This window comes from Mesorhizobium sp. ISC15, assembly GCF_037162615.1.
GTDB classification, from domain to species: domain Bacteria; phylum Pseudomonadota; class Alphaproteobacteria; order Rhizobiales; family Rhizobiaceae; genus Mesorhizobium; species Mesorhizobium mediterraneum.
In genome coordinates this window covers 68,122-84,491 of sequence record NZ_JAVSPX010000001.1, presented here as the reverse complement: position 1 = coordinate 84,491, position 16,370 = coordinate 68,122, and the positions used below count along the sequence as shown (strand labels likewise).

General features: G+C 59.8%; 13 protein-coding genes and 5 pseudogenes. 15 read left to right on the top strand and 3 right to left on the bottom strand.

Annotation, left to right across the window (positions count from 1 at the left end):
• Positions 1-187 precede the first annotated feature (187 nt).
• The 3 genes from RPG13_RS00425 to RPG13_RS00415 all read left to right on the top strand — a co-directional run bounded on the left by RPG13_RS00425 (position 188) and on the right by RPG13_RS00415 (position 2,635).
• The gene (locus RPG13_RS00425; protein WP_337124171.1) at positions 188-490 is read left to right on the top strand and encodes a hypothetical protein; all 303 of its coding nucleotides are present in this window, start codon (positions 188-190) and stop codon (positions 488-490) included.
• Positions 491-987: 497 nt separating this feature from the next.
• Positions 988-1,446, top strand: a complete 459-nt coding sequence (locus tag RPG13_RS00420) for a calcium-binding protein (RefSeq protein WP_337126966.1) — start codon at positions 988-990, stop codon at positions 1,444-1,446.
• A gap of 190 nt (positions 1,447-1,636) precedes the next feature.
• The gene (locus RPG13_RS00415; protein WP_337124170.1) at positions 1,637-2,635 is read left to right on the top strand and encodes a glycosyltransferase family 8 protein; all 999 of its coding nucleotides are present in this window, start codon (positions 1,637-1,639) and stop codon (positions 2,633-2,635) included.
• Between the two features lie 112 nt (positions 2,636-2,747).
• Here the strand turns inward: RPG13_RS00415 and RPG13_RS00410 are convergent, their stop codons facing one another.
• Positions 2,748-3,689, bottom strand: coding sequence for a glycosyltransferase (locus RPG13_RS00410; protein ID WP_337124169.1), 942 nt, complete (start codon positions 3,687-3,689; stop codon positions 2,748-2,750).
• A gap of 486 nt (positions 3,690-4,175) precedes the next feature.
• Here RPG13_RS00410 and RPG13_RS00405 point away from each other — a divergent pair.
• The 10 genes and pseudogenes from RPG13_RS00405 to RPG13_RS00365 form a co-directional block, all read left to right on the top strand.
• A pseudogene (locus tag RPG13_RS00405) lies at positions 4,176-4,415 on the top strand (IS110 family transposase); the annotation flags it as partial.
• A 91-nt stretch (positions 4,416-4,506) separates the two neighbouring features.
• On the top strand, positions 4,507-5,661 hold the full coding sequence (locus RPG13_RS00400; RefSeq protein WP_337126965.1) for an IS110 family transposase: 1,155 nt from the start codon (positions 4,507-4,509) through the stop codon (positions 5,659-5,661).
• Positions 5,662-5,963: 302 nt separating this feature from the next.
• Positions 5,964-6,804, top strand: a pseudogene (locus tag RPG13_RS00395) (IS110 family transposase); the annotation flags it as partial.
• A 434-nt stretch (positions 6,805-7,238) separates the two neighbouring features.
• Complete coding sequence (locus RPG13_RS00390) at positions 7,239-7,979, top strand: glycosyltransferase family 25 protein (protein WP_337124168.1); 741 nt, start codon at positions 7,239-7,241, stop codon at positions 7,977-7,979.
• A gap of 181 nt (positions 7,980-8,160) precedes the next feature.
• Positions 8,161-8,541: a hypothetical protein gene (locus tag RPG13_RS00385; protein ID WP_337124167.1), complete on the top strand. Its 381-nt coding sequence runs from the start codon at positions 8,161-8,163 to the stop codon at positions 8,539-8,541.
• Positions 8,538-9,176, top strand: a complete 639-nt coding sequence (locus RPG13_RS00380) for a hypothetical protein (RefSeq protein ID WP_287068848.1) — start codon at positions 8,538-8,540, stop codon at positions 9,174-9,176. The genes RPG13_RS00385 and RPG13_RS00380 overlap by 4 nt, the downstream gene beginning before the upstream one ends.
• Before the next feature lie 406 nt (positions 9,177-9,582).
• Positions 9,583-11,127, top strand: a pseudogene (locus RPG13_RS00375) (ISL3 family transposase).
• Between the two features lie 18 nt (positions 11,128-11,145).
• The gene (locus tag RPG13_RS00370; protein ID WP_337124166.1) at positions 11,146-11,442 is read left to right on the top strand and encodes a transposase; all 297 of its coding nucleotides are present in this window, start codon (positions 11,146-11,148) and stop codon (positions 11,440-11,442) included.
• A 112-nt stretch (positions 11,443-11,554) separates the two neighbouring features.
• Positions 11,555-11,746: pseudogene (locus RPG13_RS34875) on the top strand (EscU/YscU/HrcU family type III secretion system export apparatus switch protein); the annotation flags it as partial.
• Between the two features lie 94 nt (positions 11,747-11,840).
• On the top strand, positions 11,841-12,308 hold the full coding sequence (locus RPG13_RS00365; RefSeq protein WP_337124165.1) for an EscU/YscU/HrcU family type III secretion system export apparatus switch protein: 468 nt from the start codon (positions 11,841-11,843) through the stop codon (positions 12,306-12,308).
• A 72-nt stretch (positions 12,309-12,380) separates the two neighbouring features.
• Here the strand turns inward: RPG13_RS00365 and RPG13_RS00360 are convergent, their stop codons facing one another.
• A complete protein-coding gene (locus RPG13_RS00360) occupies positions 12,381-14,000 on the bottom strand; it encodes a hypothetical protein (RefSeq protein ID WP_292243082.1) in 1,620 nt (539 codons plus the stop codon).
• Positions 14,001-14,791: 791 nt separating this feature from the next.
• Here RPG13_RS00360 and RPG13_RS00355 point away from each other — a divergent pair.
• Positions 14,792-14,965 (top strand): hypothetical protein, encoded by a 174-nt coding sequence (locus RPG13_RS00355; RefSeq protein ID WP_287304224.1) that lies wholly within the window; start codon positions 14,792-14,794, stop codon positions 14,963-14,965.
• Positions 14,966-14,967: 2 nt separating this feature from the next.
• Here RPG13_RS00355 and RPG13_RS00350 read toward each other — a convergent pair.
• Positions 14,968-15,246, bottom strand: a pseudogene (locus tag RPG13_RS00350) (DDE-type integrase/transposase/recombinase); the annotation flags it as partial.
• 489 nt (positions 15,247-15,735) lie between these two features.
• Here RPG13_RS00350 and RPG13_RS00345 point away from each other — a divergent pair.
• Positions 15,736-16,203, top strand: coding sequence for a hypothetical protein (locus tag RPG13_RS00345; protein WP_337124164.1), 468 nt, complete (start codon positions 15,736-15,738; stop codon positions 16,201-16,203).
• Positions 16,204-16,370 lie beyond the last annotated feature (167 nt).

The following is a 16,370-nucleotide window of genomic DNA, read 5'->3' as shown; positions in this document are numbered from 1 at the left end:
CCGGCTCCTTCAGTGTCATCATCTCTCGCCCATCATCTCATGCCACGCCAGATGAGATCGCGCCTGCTTCTGTTGTTCCATTCCATTATCAGGATCACTTCACCTCAAGGGCGGCATCCCTGATCTCAAGCGCGTCCACATCACCCATGGCCCGGATCAGCTGCGGACCGACACGACGGTGCCCCCGGTGCTCTACGACATTGAAGATCCTTGGGGGCGCTTCAAGTTTGAGCCGGATAGCCGTCCCTGGAACGATCAGCTCGCTCCGGCCCTTGAGAGCGCAGGGCATGACCGGATTTTCATCGCGATCAGCCGCAGCGACGTGGCGGAGGCGAGCCACGCCGAAAACAACATCCAGCGCTGGCGTGCCCGCTACCTCCTCGTTACCAGCGCAGCACTCAATGATCCTGTGAGCTATCTGGGTGTGAGACACGTACCATTGCCATTGTCCGCCAACACATGCTCCGCTCTATTTATAAGAACTCCGTAGCGTGAATAGCGCGCATTTGAGGGATGCCCACGCCTTTGATGCCAGAAGACAGTCTTATCCAAATAGAGCGAACGTCGCCGTGACGTCTTGCTAGGCGCAATCATTCCTGAGGGGCCAAATGCAGGTAGACTGGTTGGGGTCAAACTCGCCAGAGGACGAAGAATTCCGGCTCATGTGGATTGTGCGGCAATTCCCCGATGTAAGCGTACGGCGCGACGGACATCCGCTAACCAGCTAAGCAGCCTCTTGGCTATAAGGATCAAACGACTGCTTCTGGCGCATTGTGCTGTTTCGGAACCGGGTTGACCGACCTGGGGCAGGATCAAAGTCGCAATAAGATTGCAGTGTGGAATCCGGCCTGAAAAGCCGGACCCTTGTTACTGACATTCAATCTCAGGTGATTCTCGATGTGCACTCGATGCGCCAACTGCAGAGTGCATATCCGGCGCGAGGTAAGAAATATTCGCTTTTCGCTTCACCGTCCGTGCGTCTTGTTCGTGCAGGCGGTTGCAGAGCCTCCGACAGCCTGCACGAAAGCGTCGTCTGTCTGGTCGCACCCGAGCACGGGCGCCGGGAGCGCCAGTTCGAGCGGGCTAATCCTCGGAGTCAATGCTCGCCAGACGCGTGCTGATTTCGGGGCCGGCATCGACGCGAACGAATTGTGGTTCAGCCAGCAGGGCAACAACCTCGTCGTGTCGGTGCTGGGAACAACCGACAAAGTGACGATCAGCAACTGGTTCGCCGGTCCCGGAAACGTCGTCGAGACGATAAAGTCCGGCGATGGAAAGGTACTCAACCACTCCGACGTGGCAACCCTTGTCGCCGCCATGGCCGGGTTCCATCCAGCAACGTCTCCGTCAGGGACGGGCATCCAGCCTGGCGACCCGCTACTTGGCAATCCGGCTCAGACAGGCACGATCGCCGCAGCGATGCAGTCGTCGTGGATGGCGGCATGAGACGAATCCGCAAACTGGGCCGGTTCGGTTCGTGCGCTCCTGATCGGCTCGTTTTCGAGTTCTATCGGCTGATGCGGTGGCGGCAGTCGCCGTATCACCGATCTGCCGGTGCTCGCCTTCTTTCAGCCATGAGAAGTCAAGAGAGCTACGTTACAGCTTTCCGCACCCGCGACAGCAAGCAAAGCAGTTGATGAGCATACGCTCCGAGGTGAGTCTATATATGCCGCAAAATCCGTGTTTCTTTTTCGCTGCCGATCAAAACTATTTCCCGTACGCCTGCTTGGCTGCGCGCCGAGCATTGGACGTATCCGGCCCTATCAAGGGCTTTGTCCTTCAGACTGGTGTCAGGAACAACGATTTGGAGGCTGGCAACCGTCTGCTAGGCGATAGAGTCACCATCCTAGATGTGTCAAAATTCATGGAAGCGATGGACTTCAATCCGGGCCACCTGACCTTGGCAACCTATATCAGGCTGTTCGCAGATCAATTGCCTGAGTTCGAGCCATACGATCGCATCGTCTATGCCGACAGCGACGTGCTCTTCAATCGATCGATAGCCGATCTCGCCCACACGCAACTGCACGCGCCGTTGCTGGCCGCTCACGACGAACAGAGCTACTTCGACGCGAAGTACCGGAAGCACCTGCCGATGAAGCCGGGCGCACCGAAATTCAATGCGGGCGTGCTGGTATTCAACATGCCGCTGGTGCGGCGAGAGGGATTATTGGCGAGGACTCGGGAGCTCTCTTCGCAGCATACCTACGGCATGGACCAAGGTGCACTCAACGTTGCCTTTGAAGACAGATGGCAGACGATGCACCCCTACTGGAACGTCATGACGAATTTCAGCAGTCAGATATCGTTCAGCAAGTCGTTTGCGCGCCACTTCACCCGGGGTAAACCCTGGTCGCAGCGTTCAATCGGCGTCGAGCCCGAAGCCTTGGCCATCTATCGCCAACTCGCAAAGGATACGCCTTGGGCCGGCCATTTCGCCCGGCAGCCGCGATTCGCCCTCAAAAGCATCACCCGAAAGCTCGATGCCATCACCGGCTTCCTCATCAATGACGAGAAGCGCAAACGAAGATCCCGGTTTGACGCCGAACAGGTCAGCTCGGTTTTTGCCGACCATGCGGATCGGTGCATGATGGCTGCGCAATATCCCGAGCGCGTTGCGGGGATCGCAAGGTAAAAAATCCTGCTCCTCCGAGCCAGCGTGTGTTTGTTTCTCACCTTTGGGCACCATGTTTGACAAGCAGGCTTGAGCCGATTTGGCCACAACAAATGAAGACCGACGTCTTTTGTCAAGGAAGCGCTTCACCATCAAGGATTCGGGCGTAGAGGTCCAGGTAGCCCCGTGCCGTCTTTTGGATTGGAAACCTCGTCGCAGCAGATTCGCGGCACTGTTGAGGTGTAAGTTCCTCGATGGCCTCAAGTGCGGCCGCAAATTCTTCGTCAGTCTCAAAGAAACGCCCGCTGTCGGCATCGACTGTCTCGGGCAGCGCTCCCCGTGGCGTCGTCAATACCGGGGTGCCGCACAGCATGGCTTCGACTGGCGCATTGCCGAACGGCTCTTCCCAGGCGATCGGGTTGAGAAAGGCGCGCGCCTCTCCAAGAAGACGAAGCTTGGGCTCACCATCGACGATACCGTGAAAGCAGTATCGGCGGCCAAGGCTCTTGAAAAACACGCCATCTCGGCGGGTCTGGCTGCGACCCAATAGCTTCCAACGCGAGCCGCCAGCAATATCGAGCCCGAAATCGAACCGCTTGGCGAGATCCACGGCGCGGTTGAGGCCCTTGCTCGACCGCGCGATGCCGGCGAGAAACAGAAGGCGACGGTTCTTCGAAGTCGACAGATGATAATCGTCAACAGGGAAGCCATTGTAGACAAACGTTTTCCGTCCATGTTGGGCGGCGTGGCTGCCACTGAGAAAGCTCCAGTTCGGAAGCGGCATGGCCAGATCCGGCAAGAAGCCGCGTTGCGAATTCAGAGTTGGGAATGGCACCTCTACGGGCCAACTGTGCGTATGGACGATTTGCGTGTCGCGCGGAATAGCCGCCCGGCATTCGACGTCAGTCGAGGCGTGGCGGACCTCGCACAGCGGATGACTGGACCCAGCTCCGGCTATCAGCACAACATGATGCCCAAGACGGACCAACTCTGTTGCCAGCCAATCGACCTGACGTTGAATTCCGCCGTAACCCCGACAGGGTATCACGCCTCTCAGAATGAGCGTCACTCGCATTGTTTTCCCGCCGTTTTCCCTTTCCAAGCCGATGCAGTTGCCGCCAGGGTGCGGGCGTTGTCAAGGCCAAGCCAGAAGCGGCCAGAAGACCGAACTCACCGGCGAGTCCCCCCCATCGCGAGGAGGATGGCAAGGTTACCCGAGCGATATGTGTGCTTGGCACTTAGCAGACAACGTCGAGAATTAACGAGACCATCGGTGCATCGGTATCCGAACGATGACGCGCCAATCTGGATTACTGAAACCCAATCTGAATGCGTGGGCGGAACATCATAAGATCGACCCCGCCAGTATCGACGAAGCAGTCCTTGCGTCCGATCCGCACGTCGCAACGCGACTTCAATGGCAGCTTTGCGCCACGTGTCAGCCGCAGGGGCAAGCTTTGCTGTTGTCCGAAAGCAGATGAGGTGGATGGCTCCCGCTTCCGGCACCTGAGTGCCACAGTGGGTTTGCTGTCAGGCAACCCGAGCAAAGGAGCCATCCGCCATGCAGATTACCACCGTGGGCCTTGATCTGGCCAAGCGCATTTTTCAAGTTCATGCCGTCGACGCGTCTGGGAGCGTTGTCGTTCGCAAAGCACAGCGACGGTCGCAGGTGCTGCCGTTCTTCACCAAGTTGCCGTCCTGCCTGATCGGCATGGAGGCCTGCGGAACATCACACTATTGGGCTCGAGAACTGACGGAGCTCGGCCATGAGGTCCGCTTGATGCCGCCGAGCTACGTGAAGATTCCATGAGGAGGAGACGCGCGCGCCTAGCTCTGGAAGAGTTGGGTCGCTCACTTTCTCGATGGAGACCTTTGCCATGCAGACTGCCAGAATGACCACCACACATACGATTGCGACCGTTGAGTGCGGCGCGATTTTCGTTTCTCTGGAGCTCAGCCGCTCGACGTGGCTGGTGACCACCCTTGCGGCCCCCGTGGGGTCCAAGCTGTCGAGGCATCAGGTGCGGGGTGGGGATATGCCGGGGCTGCTGGAGCGGTTTTCGGATCTGCAACGCCATGTCCACCGCCGGACCGGCCGGATTGTCCCAGTGATCGTGATCCAGGAAGCCGGACTGGACGGGTTCTGGATTCACCGCGCCCTGGTCGCGGAAGGGATCGAGAGCCACGTCGTTGACCCAGCTTCGATCGCGGTTTCGCGCCGGCATCGCCGCGCCAAGACAGATCGGATCGACGGGGAGGCGCTTGTTCGCACACTCATGGCGTGGAAAAGGGGCGAACCGCGGGTCTGTTCGATGGTTTGCGTACCGACACCGGAAGAAGAGGATCGTCGGCGCCTTTGCCGGGAACTGAAGACTCTGATCGGAGAGCGTATCCGTCATGTAAACCGGTTGAAGGGTCTGTTCTTCGCGCAAGGGATCGGCGGGTACGAGCCTCGGAACAAGGACCGCCGGGAACGCCTGGAGGCTCTGCGCACCGGAGACGGGCGGCCGCTTCCGAAACATCTCAAGACGCTGGCCCTGCGCGAGCTGGAAGTCATCGAGCTGCTGAACCGGCAGATCGAGGCCGTGAAGGCGGAGCGTGATGCGCTCTTGGAGGAGGCTCCGGCCGCCGGTTCCGCACTGGAGCCGGTTCGGATGTTGCTCGAGCTCAAGGGCATTGGCCCCGGTTTTGCCGGCGCCTTGTGGTCCGAAGGCCTGTTCCGGAACTTCGCGAACAGGCGCCAGGTCGCGGCCTATGCCGGTCTTGCGCCCACGCCCTGGAAGAGTGGCACGATCAACCACGAACAGGGTGTCTCGAAGGCGGGCAATCCCCGTTTGCGCGCCACTGCCGTGGAAATGGCCTGGCTCTGGCTGCGGCATCAGCCGGGTTCGGCGCTTGCATGCTGGTATCACGAGAGGGTCCGCCGGTTCGGCCCACGCACCAGGAAAGTCACGATCGTCGCTCTGGCGCGCAAACTGCTTGTCGCTCTGTGGAAGTACGTCACCGGCGGTGTCGTGATCGAGGGCGCCAGAATGAAGGCCGCCTGACCGCCACCCGGAAAACTGAAACCAATTCCACCGGAACCCGATCAGTTCCGGCGGATCCGGGGGGACGAACCGGCGTAGGGTTTGGCCTCGCACGCCGTAGTTAAGAATGGTCCCGTCCTCCCGAGCCCTGTCCGCAGGATGCGGAATTCTGGTGCAGCCGTTATTTCGGCGACCGCATGTGAGCTTGAGCGCGCAGGTCGACTGCGACCCGCGTTCCAATGAAGGGTTCGGACCTTGGATCCGAAACACCAGAGGAGAAAACGATGACCTGAAATTCCATATTGATCCAATCCTCCTCATGTGAACCCTATGTGAAGCGCGGCAAGAACGATGCGGTGGACGCGGAGGCGATCTGCGAAGCGGTGACACGCCCGACCATGCGCTTCGTGGCAACGAGGGCCGAGCAACAGGCGGCCTTGTCGCTTCACCACACACGCAGTCTTCTGGTCAAGCAGCGGACGCAACTGGTGAACATGATCCGCGGGCTGCTGGCAGAGTTCGGCATCGACATTCCCAAGGATTGGAGCGGGCGCTCGGGCTGGCGCGCCAGATCAACGCCGGTGAAGCGGTGCCGGAAGTCCCGGCCAAGGCGACGCAGGTCCTCGGCCTCTTGTGCGAACAGGTGCTCGACACTCATGCCGTCTCCAGCCGATCGACCGTGCGATCAGCGCTCTGCAACGAGGTGACGACGTGGCACGACGCTTGTCGACGATCCGTTGCCGATCCGGGACAGTTCCGCTCGGGTCGAGAGTTTGCTGCCTGGCTCGGGCTGACACCTTCACAAAACTCGAGCGGCGGCAAGGATCGGCTCGGCCGCATCACCAAGATGGGCGACCGGTGTATCTGAGAATGCTGTTGGTGGTCGGCGCGACATCGTTAATCCGTCGGGCGAGATACAAACCGGAGAGAGCGGATCCTCGGCTTGTCGCGTTGCTCGCCAGGAAACCCGTGCGCTTGGCCAGTGTGGCCATGGCGAACAAGATGGCCCGTGTTGTCTGGGCGATCATGGTACGCGGCGAGACCTATCAAGCTCGCCATGCCCCAAACCTGGCGGGTAAGGTCGTCAAGAAGACAGTTCTTAAGGCAGAAAACAGTTCGAGCCGATCAAACGCTCCACGAGGTTGTGAGAGCGACGCGATGTGATGGCGAGACCGGTCAGGCCGGGAACAGGGACAACCCGTCGAATGTCCGAGGCGTCATAGCCTGATAAGCAGATTGGGACCCAGTTCGCCGACCCCATCAGGGCCAGCAGCTCCATCTAGCTGCATCAACAGGCCGGACAGAAGACTGCACCCGACCAATGCGCCAAAATGTCGAATTACCTCTTGCAACGCGGGAGCTATCCACAGAAGACATTCCGGGTGCCAAGCAGGTCAAACTCGGAAAAGAACTCATGCTTCAAGGTGAGCGCCTCGAGATCAGCCGAGATTCTTTCCTTGCCTGGCGACCCGCTACTTGGCAATCCGGCTCAGACAGGCACGATCGCCGCAGCGATGCAGTCGTCGTGGATGGAGCCTTGGTGGACAGAGTCAGATAAAGTAGTTCCAAATCGCCCGCATTTGGGATAAATCGCCTGAATGCGGGCACTCTATATCAATTTGGCATCTTCGACCGATCGTCGGGACTGGTTCGACGCGCAAGCGGTACGGTTAGGGCTGAATATCGAGCGGTTCGACGCGATTGCTAGCGATGCGATTGAAGAGAGTGTGGCCCTTCGTTTCGGGGTATCAAAGTCCACTGTCGCATGCTTCTACAGCCATCGCGCCGTCTGGAATGAAATCGCCAGCGGCCCTGATGAGTATGTGGCCATTTTTGAGGACGACGCGCATCTCAGTGCGGACTTATCGGCATTCTTGGTTGACTCATCATGGATCCCGGCTGATGCCGACATTGTTCATATCGAAAAGTTGGGTAAGCGTTTCTGGGGCATCGACGCTGGGCAGAAAGTTTTTGGGCGGAATCTCTACCGAGCAATCTCAAATTTCTGCGGGACCGCAGGCTATATCATTTCGCGCGATTGCGCCGCAAACCTATATGCAACCTTCACGGAAATAAGACGGGATTTCGACCAAAGCCTGTTCAATGACATCCCTGGCCTTAAGTTCTACAAAATTGGCCCAGCATTATGTGAACAGGACCGCTTTACTGCCAATCCACGGTTTCCATCGGTGATTGCCCGGCCCAACAAGGCGAAGCGTAGCCTTTCCATTTCTTTGGTGTCCCGAGAAATAGCACGAGTTTACTGGAGGGTGACTTCTGCTGCCGTCCGACTATTTCGATTGCGTCTGCCCCGTCTCATTGCGATCGGCGTCAAATAAGACGACGGCCTAACTCTCCCCTATCAAAATCCATAAAACCAAACAAACCGCCGCAACGGCGGCAGCCTAGAGGCGCGTGGTGTCGTAATCGTCGCCTCCGTCATCGTCACGCACATCGGGGAAATTCGTATGAAGAATTACGAACCGACAACGGCGGCAATCACAACTATCGCGACGGCCTGTGACCAGCGATCGCGGCCACGGCGATCACGAAGCACACCGTGCGGCGCGAGCTCCGGCGCGCGATCCGCGACCCAACCCAGGATCGCGACATCTCGGTCAGCATCTCACCGTCGTCGTGACGGTCACAGTCAAGGACGGTGATGGCATCTCGAGTGGCGGAAGTGACACCGGCATTGCCACTGCCACGATAAATTTCGACAATGAACCGGCGGCGAACGTCCTCCGGGACGATCCTACCGTCTGGCGGGACGTTCTAACCGGGACGCCAGGGGAGCAGGATATTTTCGTGTTCGATCTGTCCAGCGTAACCGTCGATGGTCAGATTACGGTCGCCGACGTAGTAGGATTCGAACCCGTCTGGATAAGATTGCCTTTGTGAACGTGGAGACGGCTCCAACTGCAACGAGCAGGGGCGTCGGCCACGGCGACTTTGGAGGTGATCCAGGGATCACTGATAGTGATGTCTCTTTGAGTTCGGATACTGACATCTCTCGTACCGCTGCGGCATCCGTTTATGAAGCGGAGGTCCAGCCGACCGATGTCCTGGTATTCAGCGATGACCCGTTCCCAACTGAAATCAGCGCCATCATCCCATCGGAACCCGCAGTTCCTGAAGGGAATGTCGTTCGACAGGATCCGACCGTCGCCTTCGACAATCTCTTCGGGACGCCGGGGCAGACAGACATCTTCGTGATGGAATTCACCGAGGTGTCTCCCGGGGCTGAGTCCAATTCGGCCGTGATCAATGGGTACGAACCGGGCATCGACAAGATCGCCTACGTGAACCAGCCCGAAGTGGGCACGGAAGGGGTTGTCGTAAACTGGAATTTTTTCCGGTCCTCCGGGTACTATAGCGGTCTCGGGGTGGACAACGATCCGGCCATCCCCGATGCTGATCAGTATTCCTACGCCTCTCGGCAGGAGGGGGCCGAAGGCTTGTTCGCGGTCCCTGATGCGCAAGTCCCTCTCACCGACGTCTTCATCTATCACGACGATCCGTTCCTGATCGCGTGACGGGTCTCGTCGAGAAGGACGAGCCGAGCACCCTGTTCTTGCTAGGGGCGACTCTGGATGCTCAATTCTGGTTCGGGAGAATTGGGGTTGTTGATCCTGCGACGGGGCGCTTCAATGCTACGGTGTCGCTTGGCAGTTAACTGTAAGGATGCAGTCGTTTCGGTCAGGATTGGCATTTAATTTGAGAATCTGGAAGTTCGGGTTCTCATTTGAATTCCATACGCCGTCTTCGAGAAATACGAGGCCGGTAAGGTGTTGACGTTGATTTTCACATTAAATGCCAATGGCCGGGCTCGATTATCAAATTAAGTGCACATTCTCAAATTAGGTGTATGGCTAACATACTGAAATCGTTGACAAGACATTCTCATCATTAACTGCAAAGTGACAAGAGGGAATCAGCGCGATGGAACAGAGATTTGGGTCGACGAGACTGGCGCCGGCGGGGTTGCTCGTCGAGGATGCCGAAATCAACACGGACTGTGTATTTCTTGACGTGCGCGCTACGGCGCTTTCGGCAACGTGCCCGTGCTGCGGGACGAGTTCACGCCGGACCCAGAGCCGATATATGCGGCAAGCCGCCGATCTGCCCATCGCTGGCCGGCGGGTGGTCTTGCGGGTAACGGTTCGCCGTTTCTGGTGCGACGCCGTTCTTTGCCGCCGCCGCATTTTTGCCGAACGGTTTGGCGCCTTGGGCCGTTGTCGCGAAGAACCGGACGCCTTGAGACCATCGTTCACCACTTGGGACTGGCGCTGGGCGGCAGGCCTGCAGCCGCCTTTGCCGATCGCCTGATGATGCCGGTGAGCAATGATACCCTGTTGCGTGTCGTGCGCCGGCGGACCGAACAGCCGCGCGATAAGCTCGCCATCATCGGCATCGACGACTGTTCCGGCGCGGCCAACGATACGGAACGATTGTCTGCGATCTTGAGCGCCGCAGGCCAGTGACATTGCTGCCTGATCGCGAACAGGCGACATCGCAGGCTTGGCTGGCGAACCATCTTCCATTATGACTGTCGCTCGCGATCGGGGTGGCGGATACGGCGAGGCGATCGCTAAGGCCTTGCCTCATGCCGATCAGGTGGCCGACCGCTGGCATCTGATGGAAAACGCCAGCCGCGCTTTCCTTGATGCAGTCAGCAAGTCCATGCGGCAGATCCGAAAGACCGTCGGCAGCACCATCATCGATCCAAAGCTTCTCACCTATGCCGAACGGCTGCAATATGAAGGATATCTGCGTCGCCAGGAGACAAACGAGGCCATTCTGGAATTGTCGAAGCAGGGTGTGCCGATCAAGCAGATCGTCAAACGTACCGGACATAGCCGCAAGCTCGTCCGCAGCGTCCTGCGCGGTCAGCGCTCCGACATGTTCCGCGTCCGGCAGAGTTCGCTCGAGGAATGGCTTCCCTGGCTTGACGGCCGCTGGGACCAAGGCGCGCGCAATGCTTCGGCGCTCTGGCGCGAAATGCGCAAGAAAGGCTTTCGTGGCCAGATCGGCGTCGTCTCTGAATGGGCGCGGCGCAGACGCCTTGCTGAAAGGGCCGATCAAAGCGCACTTGCCCGCACGCCTTCGGCACGAAGCATCGCCAGGCTCATGACGCTGGCGCGTGACGACCTGTCCAAATCGGACGCTGTACTGATCGCGGCAATCGAGAGCAATGTTCCTGACCTCGTCACCGCGCGAACGCTGATCGACGACTTTCAGCAGATGATCCGATCAAAGGCGGTCGCAAAACTGAGCGCTTGGCTCGAGGGCGCGAAAGCAAGCCTCGTCGGCTCCTTTGCAAACGGGGTCGAGAAGGACATCGCCGCAGTGCGCAACGCCATTATCTCTCCGTGGTCGAATGGCCAGACCGAAGGCCAGATCACCAAGCTCAAACTCATCAAGCGGCAAATGTACGGCCGCGCCAAGATTGATCTGCTCCAGGCGCGCCTCGTCGGTGCAACTTAGGCTGTGGCCGCAGCGAGAGTGCGTCAGAGCCCTCATTCCACGAAAAATCACAACCTGATTGTCGCCGTCACGTTCGTCACCGAAGTCGGCGACGCCAGCCGGTTCGAAAGCCCGCGTCAGCTTTGGGATATCTCGGTCTGGTTCCCGGCGAGCGCTCAACCGGGGGAGACTGTCCGGCGCGGCGGCATCACAAAGGCAGGCAACGGGCGGGTTCGCCACATGTTGGTCGAGAGCGCCTGGACCTATCGACATCCGCCCAAGGTCGGGAAGGCGAAGCGTATACCGATTGGAGCAGGCGTCACCGAAGGTGTGTGAGATCGCCTGGAAGGCGCAGTCCCGCCTGACAGCCCGCTACCGCATCCTGAGCGCTCGAGGCAAACGGACAACGGTCGTCTGCACCGCGATCGCCCGTGAACTGGTCGGCTTCATGTGGGCAGTCGCAAGGAAGGCGCGCGGGTCTGACGGGCATTCCCCTGCCGTGGTCCCGCCTCCGCCCATGCGCGTCGCGCCCAACTTCACGCGGCTCGATCCGATCAAGGGCCTGAAGCGGTTCTTCGAGATCAAGGCGCTGTCCGAACTCCTGAAATCGCTGATCAAGGTGGCGATCGTCGGCGGCAGCGGGGTCCTGATCGGGATGTTTCTCTTCAATACGGCGATTTGGGCGCCGCTTTGCGGGGACGCCTGCGTCCTGCGGACCGGCCTGCATCTCTTCGGTGCCATCACCCCTGATCGGATGCGCGACGCTGATCCTGGCCGGTTTCGTGGATCTCGGCATCAGCCGTGCTCTGTTCCGCCACGACCAGCGCATGACGCAGACCGAATTCAAGCGCGAACAGAAGGAGGAGTTCGGCAGTCCGGAGCTGAGGAAGGGCCGCAAGAGCTTCGCGCACGATCTCGGCGACATGCCGCCGCAGGATCTGTCGAGCGAGGCGGAGCCGACCTTCTGGCTGGATTCCGGCACCCGGCTCGTCGGGCTCTACTACGGCGCCGGCATGACCTCCGTGCCGGTGGTCCTTGCCCTGCTCGAGGGCGCGGCCCGGACGCAGCGCGTCCGAGCCGGATTTTGCGTTCCGATCATGACGCAGTCGCCGCTCGCGGACGAGGTTTTCGACGCCGCCGTTCCCGGCCGCTACATCCAGCTCCGCTTCTTCGAGCGCGTCGTTCAGGCCATGGCCGCGTAGGTCTTGGCACCTGCAAGGTCATGGCAGGTCCGGTGGCGCGCCGGACCCAGCATCGGCGCTCCGAGGGCGCGCTCAGTTTGGATGTCCTGGACCCGGCTTTGGATTGTAGTTTGGATAATCGACGTGAATGTTGCGTCCGGACCCAAAAAGTCGGGTCAGAGACCCGTTCACATCGTTCCAGACGGCTGCATTCTGCCTGGACCTTGCAATTTCGCCCTTGAACGTGTCGTAGAAGACAAGGGCTAGAGCGACGATATCGGAAAGACCGGCCGTAACTTCGCCGATGGCGGCAAGTCCCACGCGTTCGAGAACGAGGCTCGGGCCCTTCCATTCGTAGCGGGCGGCCAAGCGGGCGGCCGCGCTATCGTAATCGTAGGCGCTCATCGGTACAGCCCGGCTGATCGCGGAGAAAGCGGACTTCAATGGGCCGAAAGCGTCGAGCCTGGATACGCCCGCGAAATACATGGCCCCTTCCGCAAGTGACGCGGCGGAGCCGAGCGCGCCGGAAACTCCCGCGATGGCGCCCAAGGTGGCGCTGGCAGGGTCCCCGTTCTTGACGCTTTTCACCAAGCCCATGAAGCTGGCGACGGCACCTCCCAGCCCTCCCAAAAGCGAGCCCACCCCGCCGAGATTGGCGCCGCTAAAACGGCCTGTATCCTTTGGTAGCCCGGCATAGGCCGGTCCCATCTTACTGGCGCTATCGAAGCCCAGCCCCGCGACGACCATGCATTGGAACGCCAATGCCGCCCGATCGAAGTCGGATACTGGTTTCCCGGCAAGCACCTTCAGCGCGACGGCTCCGCCGCTCGTCACCATGTTGGCAAGGTGGAAAAGACCCTTACTGTAGGCGTCCCGAATCCCTGCCGGCACTTGTTGCCATTCGACCGACGAGATCTTCGCCTTGTCGAGGGCTTCGCTGTATTTGAGGCCCTTGCGGACGTATCCGAGAGTCGCGTTGACGAGCGCGCCGAGATCCGCACGAACTTTGGCGTCGCTTTGATGCGTGTCCTGGGCCAGCGAGCGAATGCCCGGATCGGCCGTCATGTCCAGCGAGCCGAGCCCCTTATTGTAGTCCATCCCATAATGCGCCTGCATCTGGGTCGCGGTCAGCCGATCGATATGGTTCGGCGACATGAAGCCATCGATGAAATGTCCCAGCGCGTCGGCGGCTCCTTGCGAATAATACTTCAGATCCGCAGGCGTCATCATGCTCTGCAGCAGCCCGTACTCGCGCATATGCAGCCGAACGGCGTCGCCTGCCTTGACGCCATGCGCCGTCGCGGTCTTAAGAATGCCTCCGTCCACGACATCGGACTTCATGGTTTCGAGAAGCATCTGCCGGATCGGGGGCGTGTCGTAGATCTTCTGCGCCATGGCCGGAGCGAAGGTGTTTCGCATCCAGCTTTGAATGGCAGGGTCGTTCTGTAACCGATCGATCCGCATATGGAACGATCGTAAGGTCTCCTTGTCGTTCGTGAAGACCGCCTTCGGACTCTTCTGCGCGACCTCTTCCTTGAGCCCGACATAGCGTCCGAGGCTCGACTGGAGATCGTAGAGGTAACGAACCTTTTGTGCCGGCGTCAGATTGACGCCTTTGCTCCACAAGCAATCGGGATTAGACTCGAAGTGGTTGTCGATCCGACCGATCTGCTCAAGCAGGACCTCGTTCTGAAGTCCGTCGACCTCTTTCATGAGCCCGTCCCATTTAGGGGAAAGCGCCGAGAGCGGTGGCAGAGGGCCGTTCGTCGTCAATGGAAGAGGCGCGATCGGCCCGCGCCCGAAGGGGTCCCTCGGGTTCGGCCGGCCAGGCCCCACCGGACCCTTCATGCCCGGCTGCGGATGCGGCCTCATGGACGGTGGGTATTGAAACGCCCGGGCATGGCCGCGGGGGTGGGGCGCCGCGGAGTCATGCCCCTTGTGCCACCCCGGCCAGTTCGGCGGGGGCATGTGATTGCGACCCCATTTCGCGCCGTCGACCCCGGCCGCCTCGGCGCCTTGGGGCGTCACGGCCAGCGCGGTGGAGCGATCGTCGTGACCGGGAAGCGCCCGATCGTCCGTCTTCGATACACCGAGCTGAAGCGCGGAGCCGGAAGGGACGTCGGTCCCGCCGTGCCCGACCGAAAGCTGGGTCCGACCCGGCATGTCCGTGTTGGCGTCGCCCGAATGTTGTCCGGCGCCGCTGGACCCCTCCTGAGAGTCGCGGCCGTGAAGGCTCGCCCGCTCGCCCGCCGATCTCGGCTTCGCCGCCTCACCCGAATGCGGCGGAGACTGCGGGGAAGCCGCTGTCGCGGACGAGCTGTCCGCCGACTGCCGGCTCTTTCCCTTAGCCGTGGAAAGCGAGGATTCGAAAGCCTTCTGCGATGTCGGGGAGCACGTGTCCGAGGTTCGCGGTGTCGTCGTCAGAATGTTGCTCATCAGGGCTCCGATGCTGAACACAGTATTGGCTCCTCCCGACCAAGTTCAAACTGAAACCGAGAACAGCCATGACGGTGTTCGGGGCGATTTCGACTCTGCATCGAGGCCTAACAGTCCTGCGCGGCCAAGGCGAGCCCGCCTGGCCGCCACTTGCGCTGTTTGAGGCGATGCTGCTGTCGATCTGGTACGACGGCGATGTCACGTTGTCTGCATATACACGCGTTGAGACCTGCGGCCGCTGATGTCAGCTGACCATGGCCACGGCTTTCCATTCCGCCATGGCCTGCAGGCGGTGAATATGTGTCGCGAGAGCGCCGCGTTTTGAGCGAGGCGGGACGAAGAGATTGCGCAGAGCCGAGAAGATCGAAACGAAGCGTTGCAGTGCTCCTGGTGATCGGAAGCCTTGCATCATCCGCTCCCGTTTTCGCAGCGGCACATGTGCATTCTCCGCCCGGTTGTTCAATCCCTTATGCGACCGATGCTCAACGTCCGGCATCACCTGTCGCCTGGCTGCTCCATAGGCCTAATCGGCCCGAAGCTGCGATTTTGGCCAAGTTGTGGAACGTTGCCGGAACGGATTGACCGGTATGGCGTCGTCGCCTGAGAATTCACTCTTGGAATAGGAAGTGGATGTATGGGTTTGCGCGTTTCGTCCATCAGCGCGACCGTTCCGGGCGAAGCCGATCCGCAACACCGCCAAGAAAGGATTCCAGGAAGCGTTGCCGCTCGGAGCGCACTATCCGCTCCATCTCAATGCGGCGCCAAGCTGCCAGATACGAAACCGCGTCGGAGACCGGTAATTTCTCTGGGGCCGAATACAGGTTGTTAGGCCCGTAGTCCATGGGCGCCGCTTTGTTCGGAGGGAAAGCGATGGCGGTGGAATGGACGATCACGATCAGAGGGCAGGAACGAGTTCGGTGACGTTTGCCGGAAGGCGGTCCGCATCGACAAGAGCTGGGAACGTCTGTTTGACGGCGACCTCGGCCTGTCGATCGAGGACAGCAAGACCATCATGGCGGCGCTGCAGAGCGCGGTCGTGAACCATGAGGCGGAGACGTATTCCGTCTTTCGTCGGGTCTGCCCGGATTGCCACAGGTTACGGCCGGTCAAGGACTACACGACGCGACGGATCCGGACTGTCTTTGGCATCGTGGAGGTGCGCGATCCTCGTTGGATGCTGTGTCGGGACTGTTACCCAGGCATGGTCGATGCCTTTGCGCCGCTGCGGGAGATCTGCCCGGATCGAGCGACATCCGAGCTGATGGAACTGACGGCGCGGCTGGGGAGCATGATGCCGTACCGGCAGGCTGCGAGAGTGCTTGCCGAATTCCTGCCCGTTAAGCCGACCGAGACGCATGCCACCGTGCGCAAGCGAACCATCAGGATTGGTGTCGCTTGGCAGTTAACTGTAAGGATGCAGTCGTTTCGGTCAGGATTGGCATTTAATTTGAGAATCTGGAAGTTCGGGTTCTCAAATTAAATGCAATCGTCTCGGCCTAAAGGCCGCGCATCCATTGAATTCCATACGCCGTCTTCGAGAAATACGAGGCCGGTAAGGTGTTGACGTTGATTTTCACATTAAATGCCAATGGCCGGGCTCGATTATCAAATTAAGTGCACATTCTCAAATTAGGTGTATGGCTAACA

What these genes read in the sequence shown, in the direction of transcription:
- RPG13_RS00415 (WP_337124170.1), top strand. Translation starts at nt 1,637, where the DNA reads ATGAGCATACGCTCCGAGGTGAGTCTATATATGCCGCAAAATCCGTGT.
- RPG13_RS00410 (WP_337124169.1), bottom strand. Translation starts at nt 3,689, where the DNA reads ATGCGAGTGACGCTCATTCTGAGAGGCGTGATACCCTGTCGGGGTTAC.
- RPG13_RS00400 (WP_337126965.1), top strand. Translation starts at nt 4,507, where the DNA reads ATGACCACCACACATACGATTGCGACCGTTGAGTGCGGCGCGATTTTC.
- RPG13_RS00390 (WP_337124168.1), top strand. Translation starts at nt 7,239, where the DNA reads ATGCGGGCACTCTATATCAATTTGGCATCTTCGACCGATCGTCGGGAC.
- RPG13_RS00360 (WP_292243082.1), bottom strand. Translation starts at nt 14,000, where the DNA reads ATGAAAGAGGTCGACGGACTTCAGAACGAGGTCCTGCTTGAGCAGATC.
- RPG13_RS00355 (WP_287304224.1), top strand. Translation starts at nt 14,792, where the DNA reads ATGACGGTGTTCGGGGCGATTTCGACTCTGCATCGAGGCCTAACAGTC.
- RPG13_RS00345 (WP_337124164.1), top strand. Translation starts at nt 15,736, where the DNA reads ATGGCGGCGCTGCAGAGCGCGGTCGTGAACCATGAGGCGGAGACGTAT.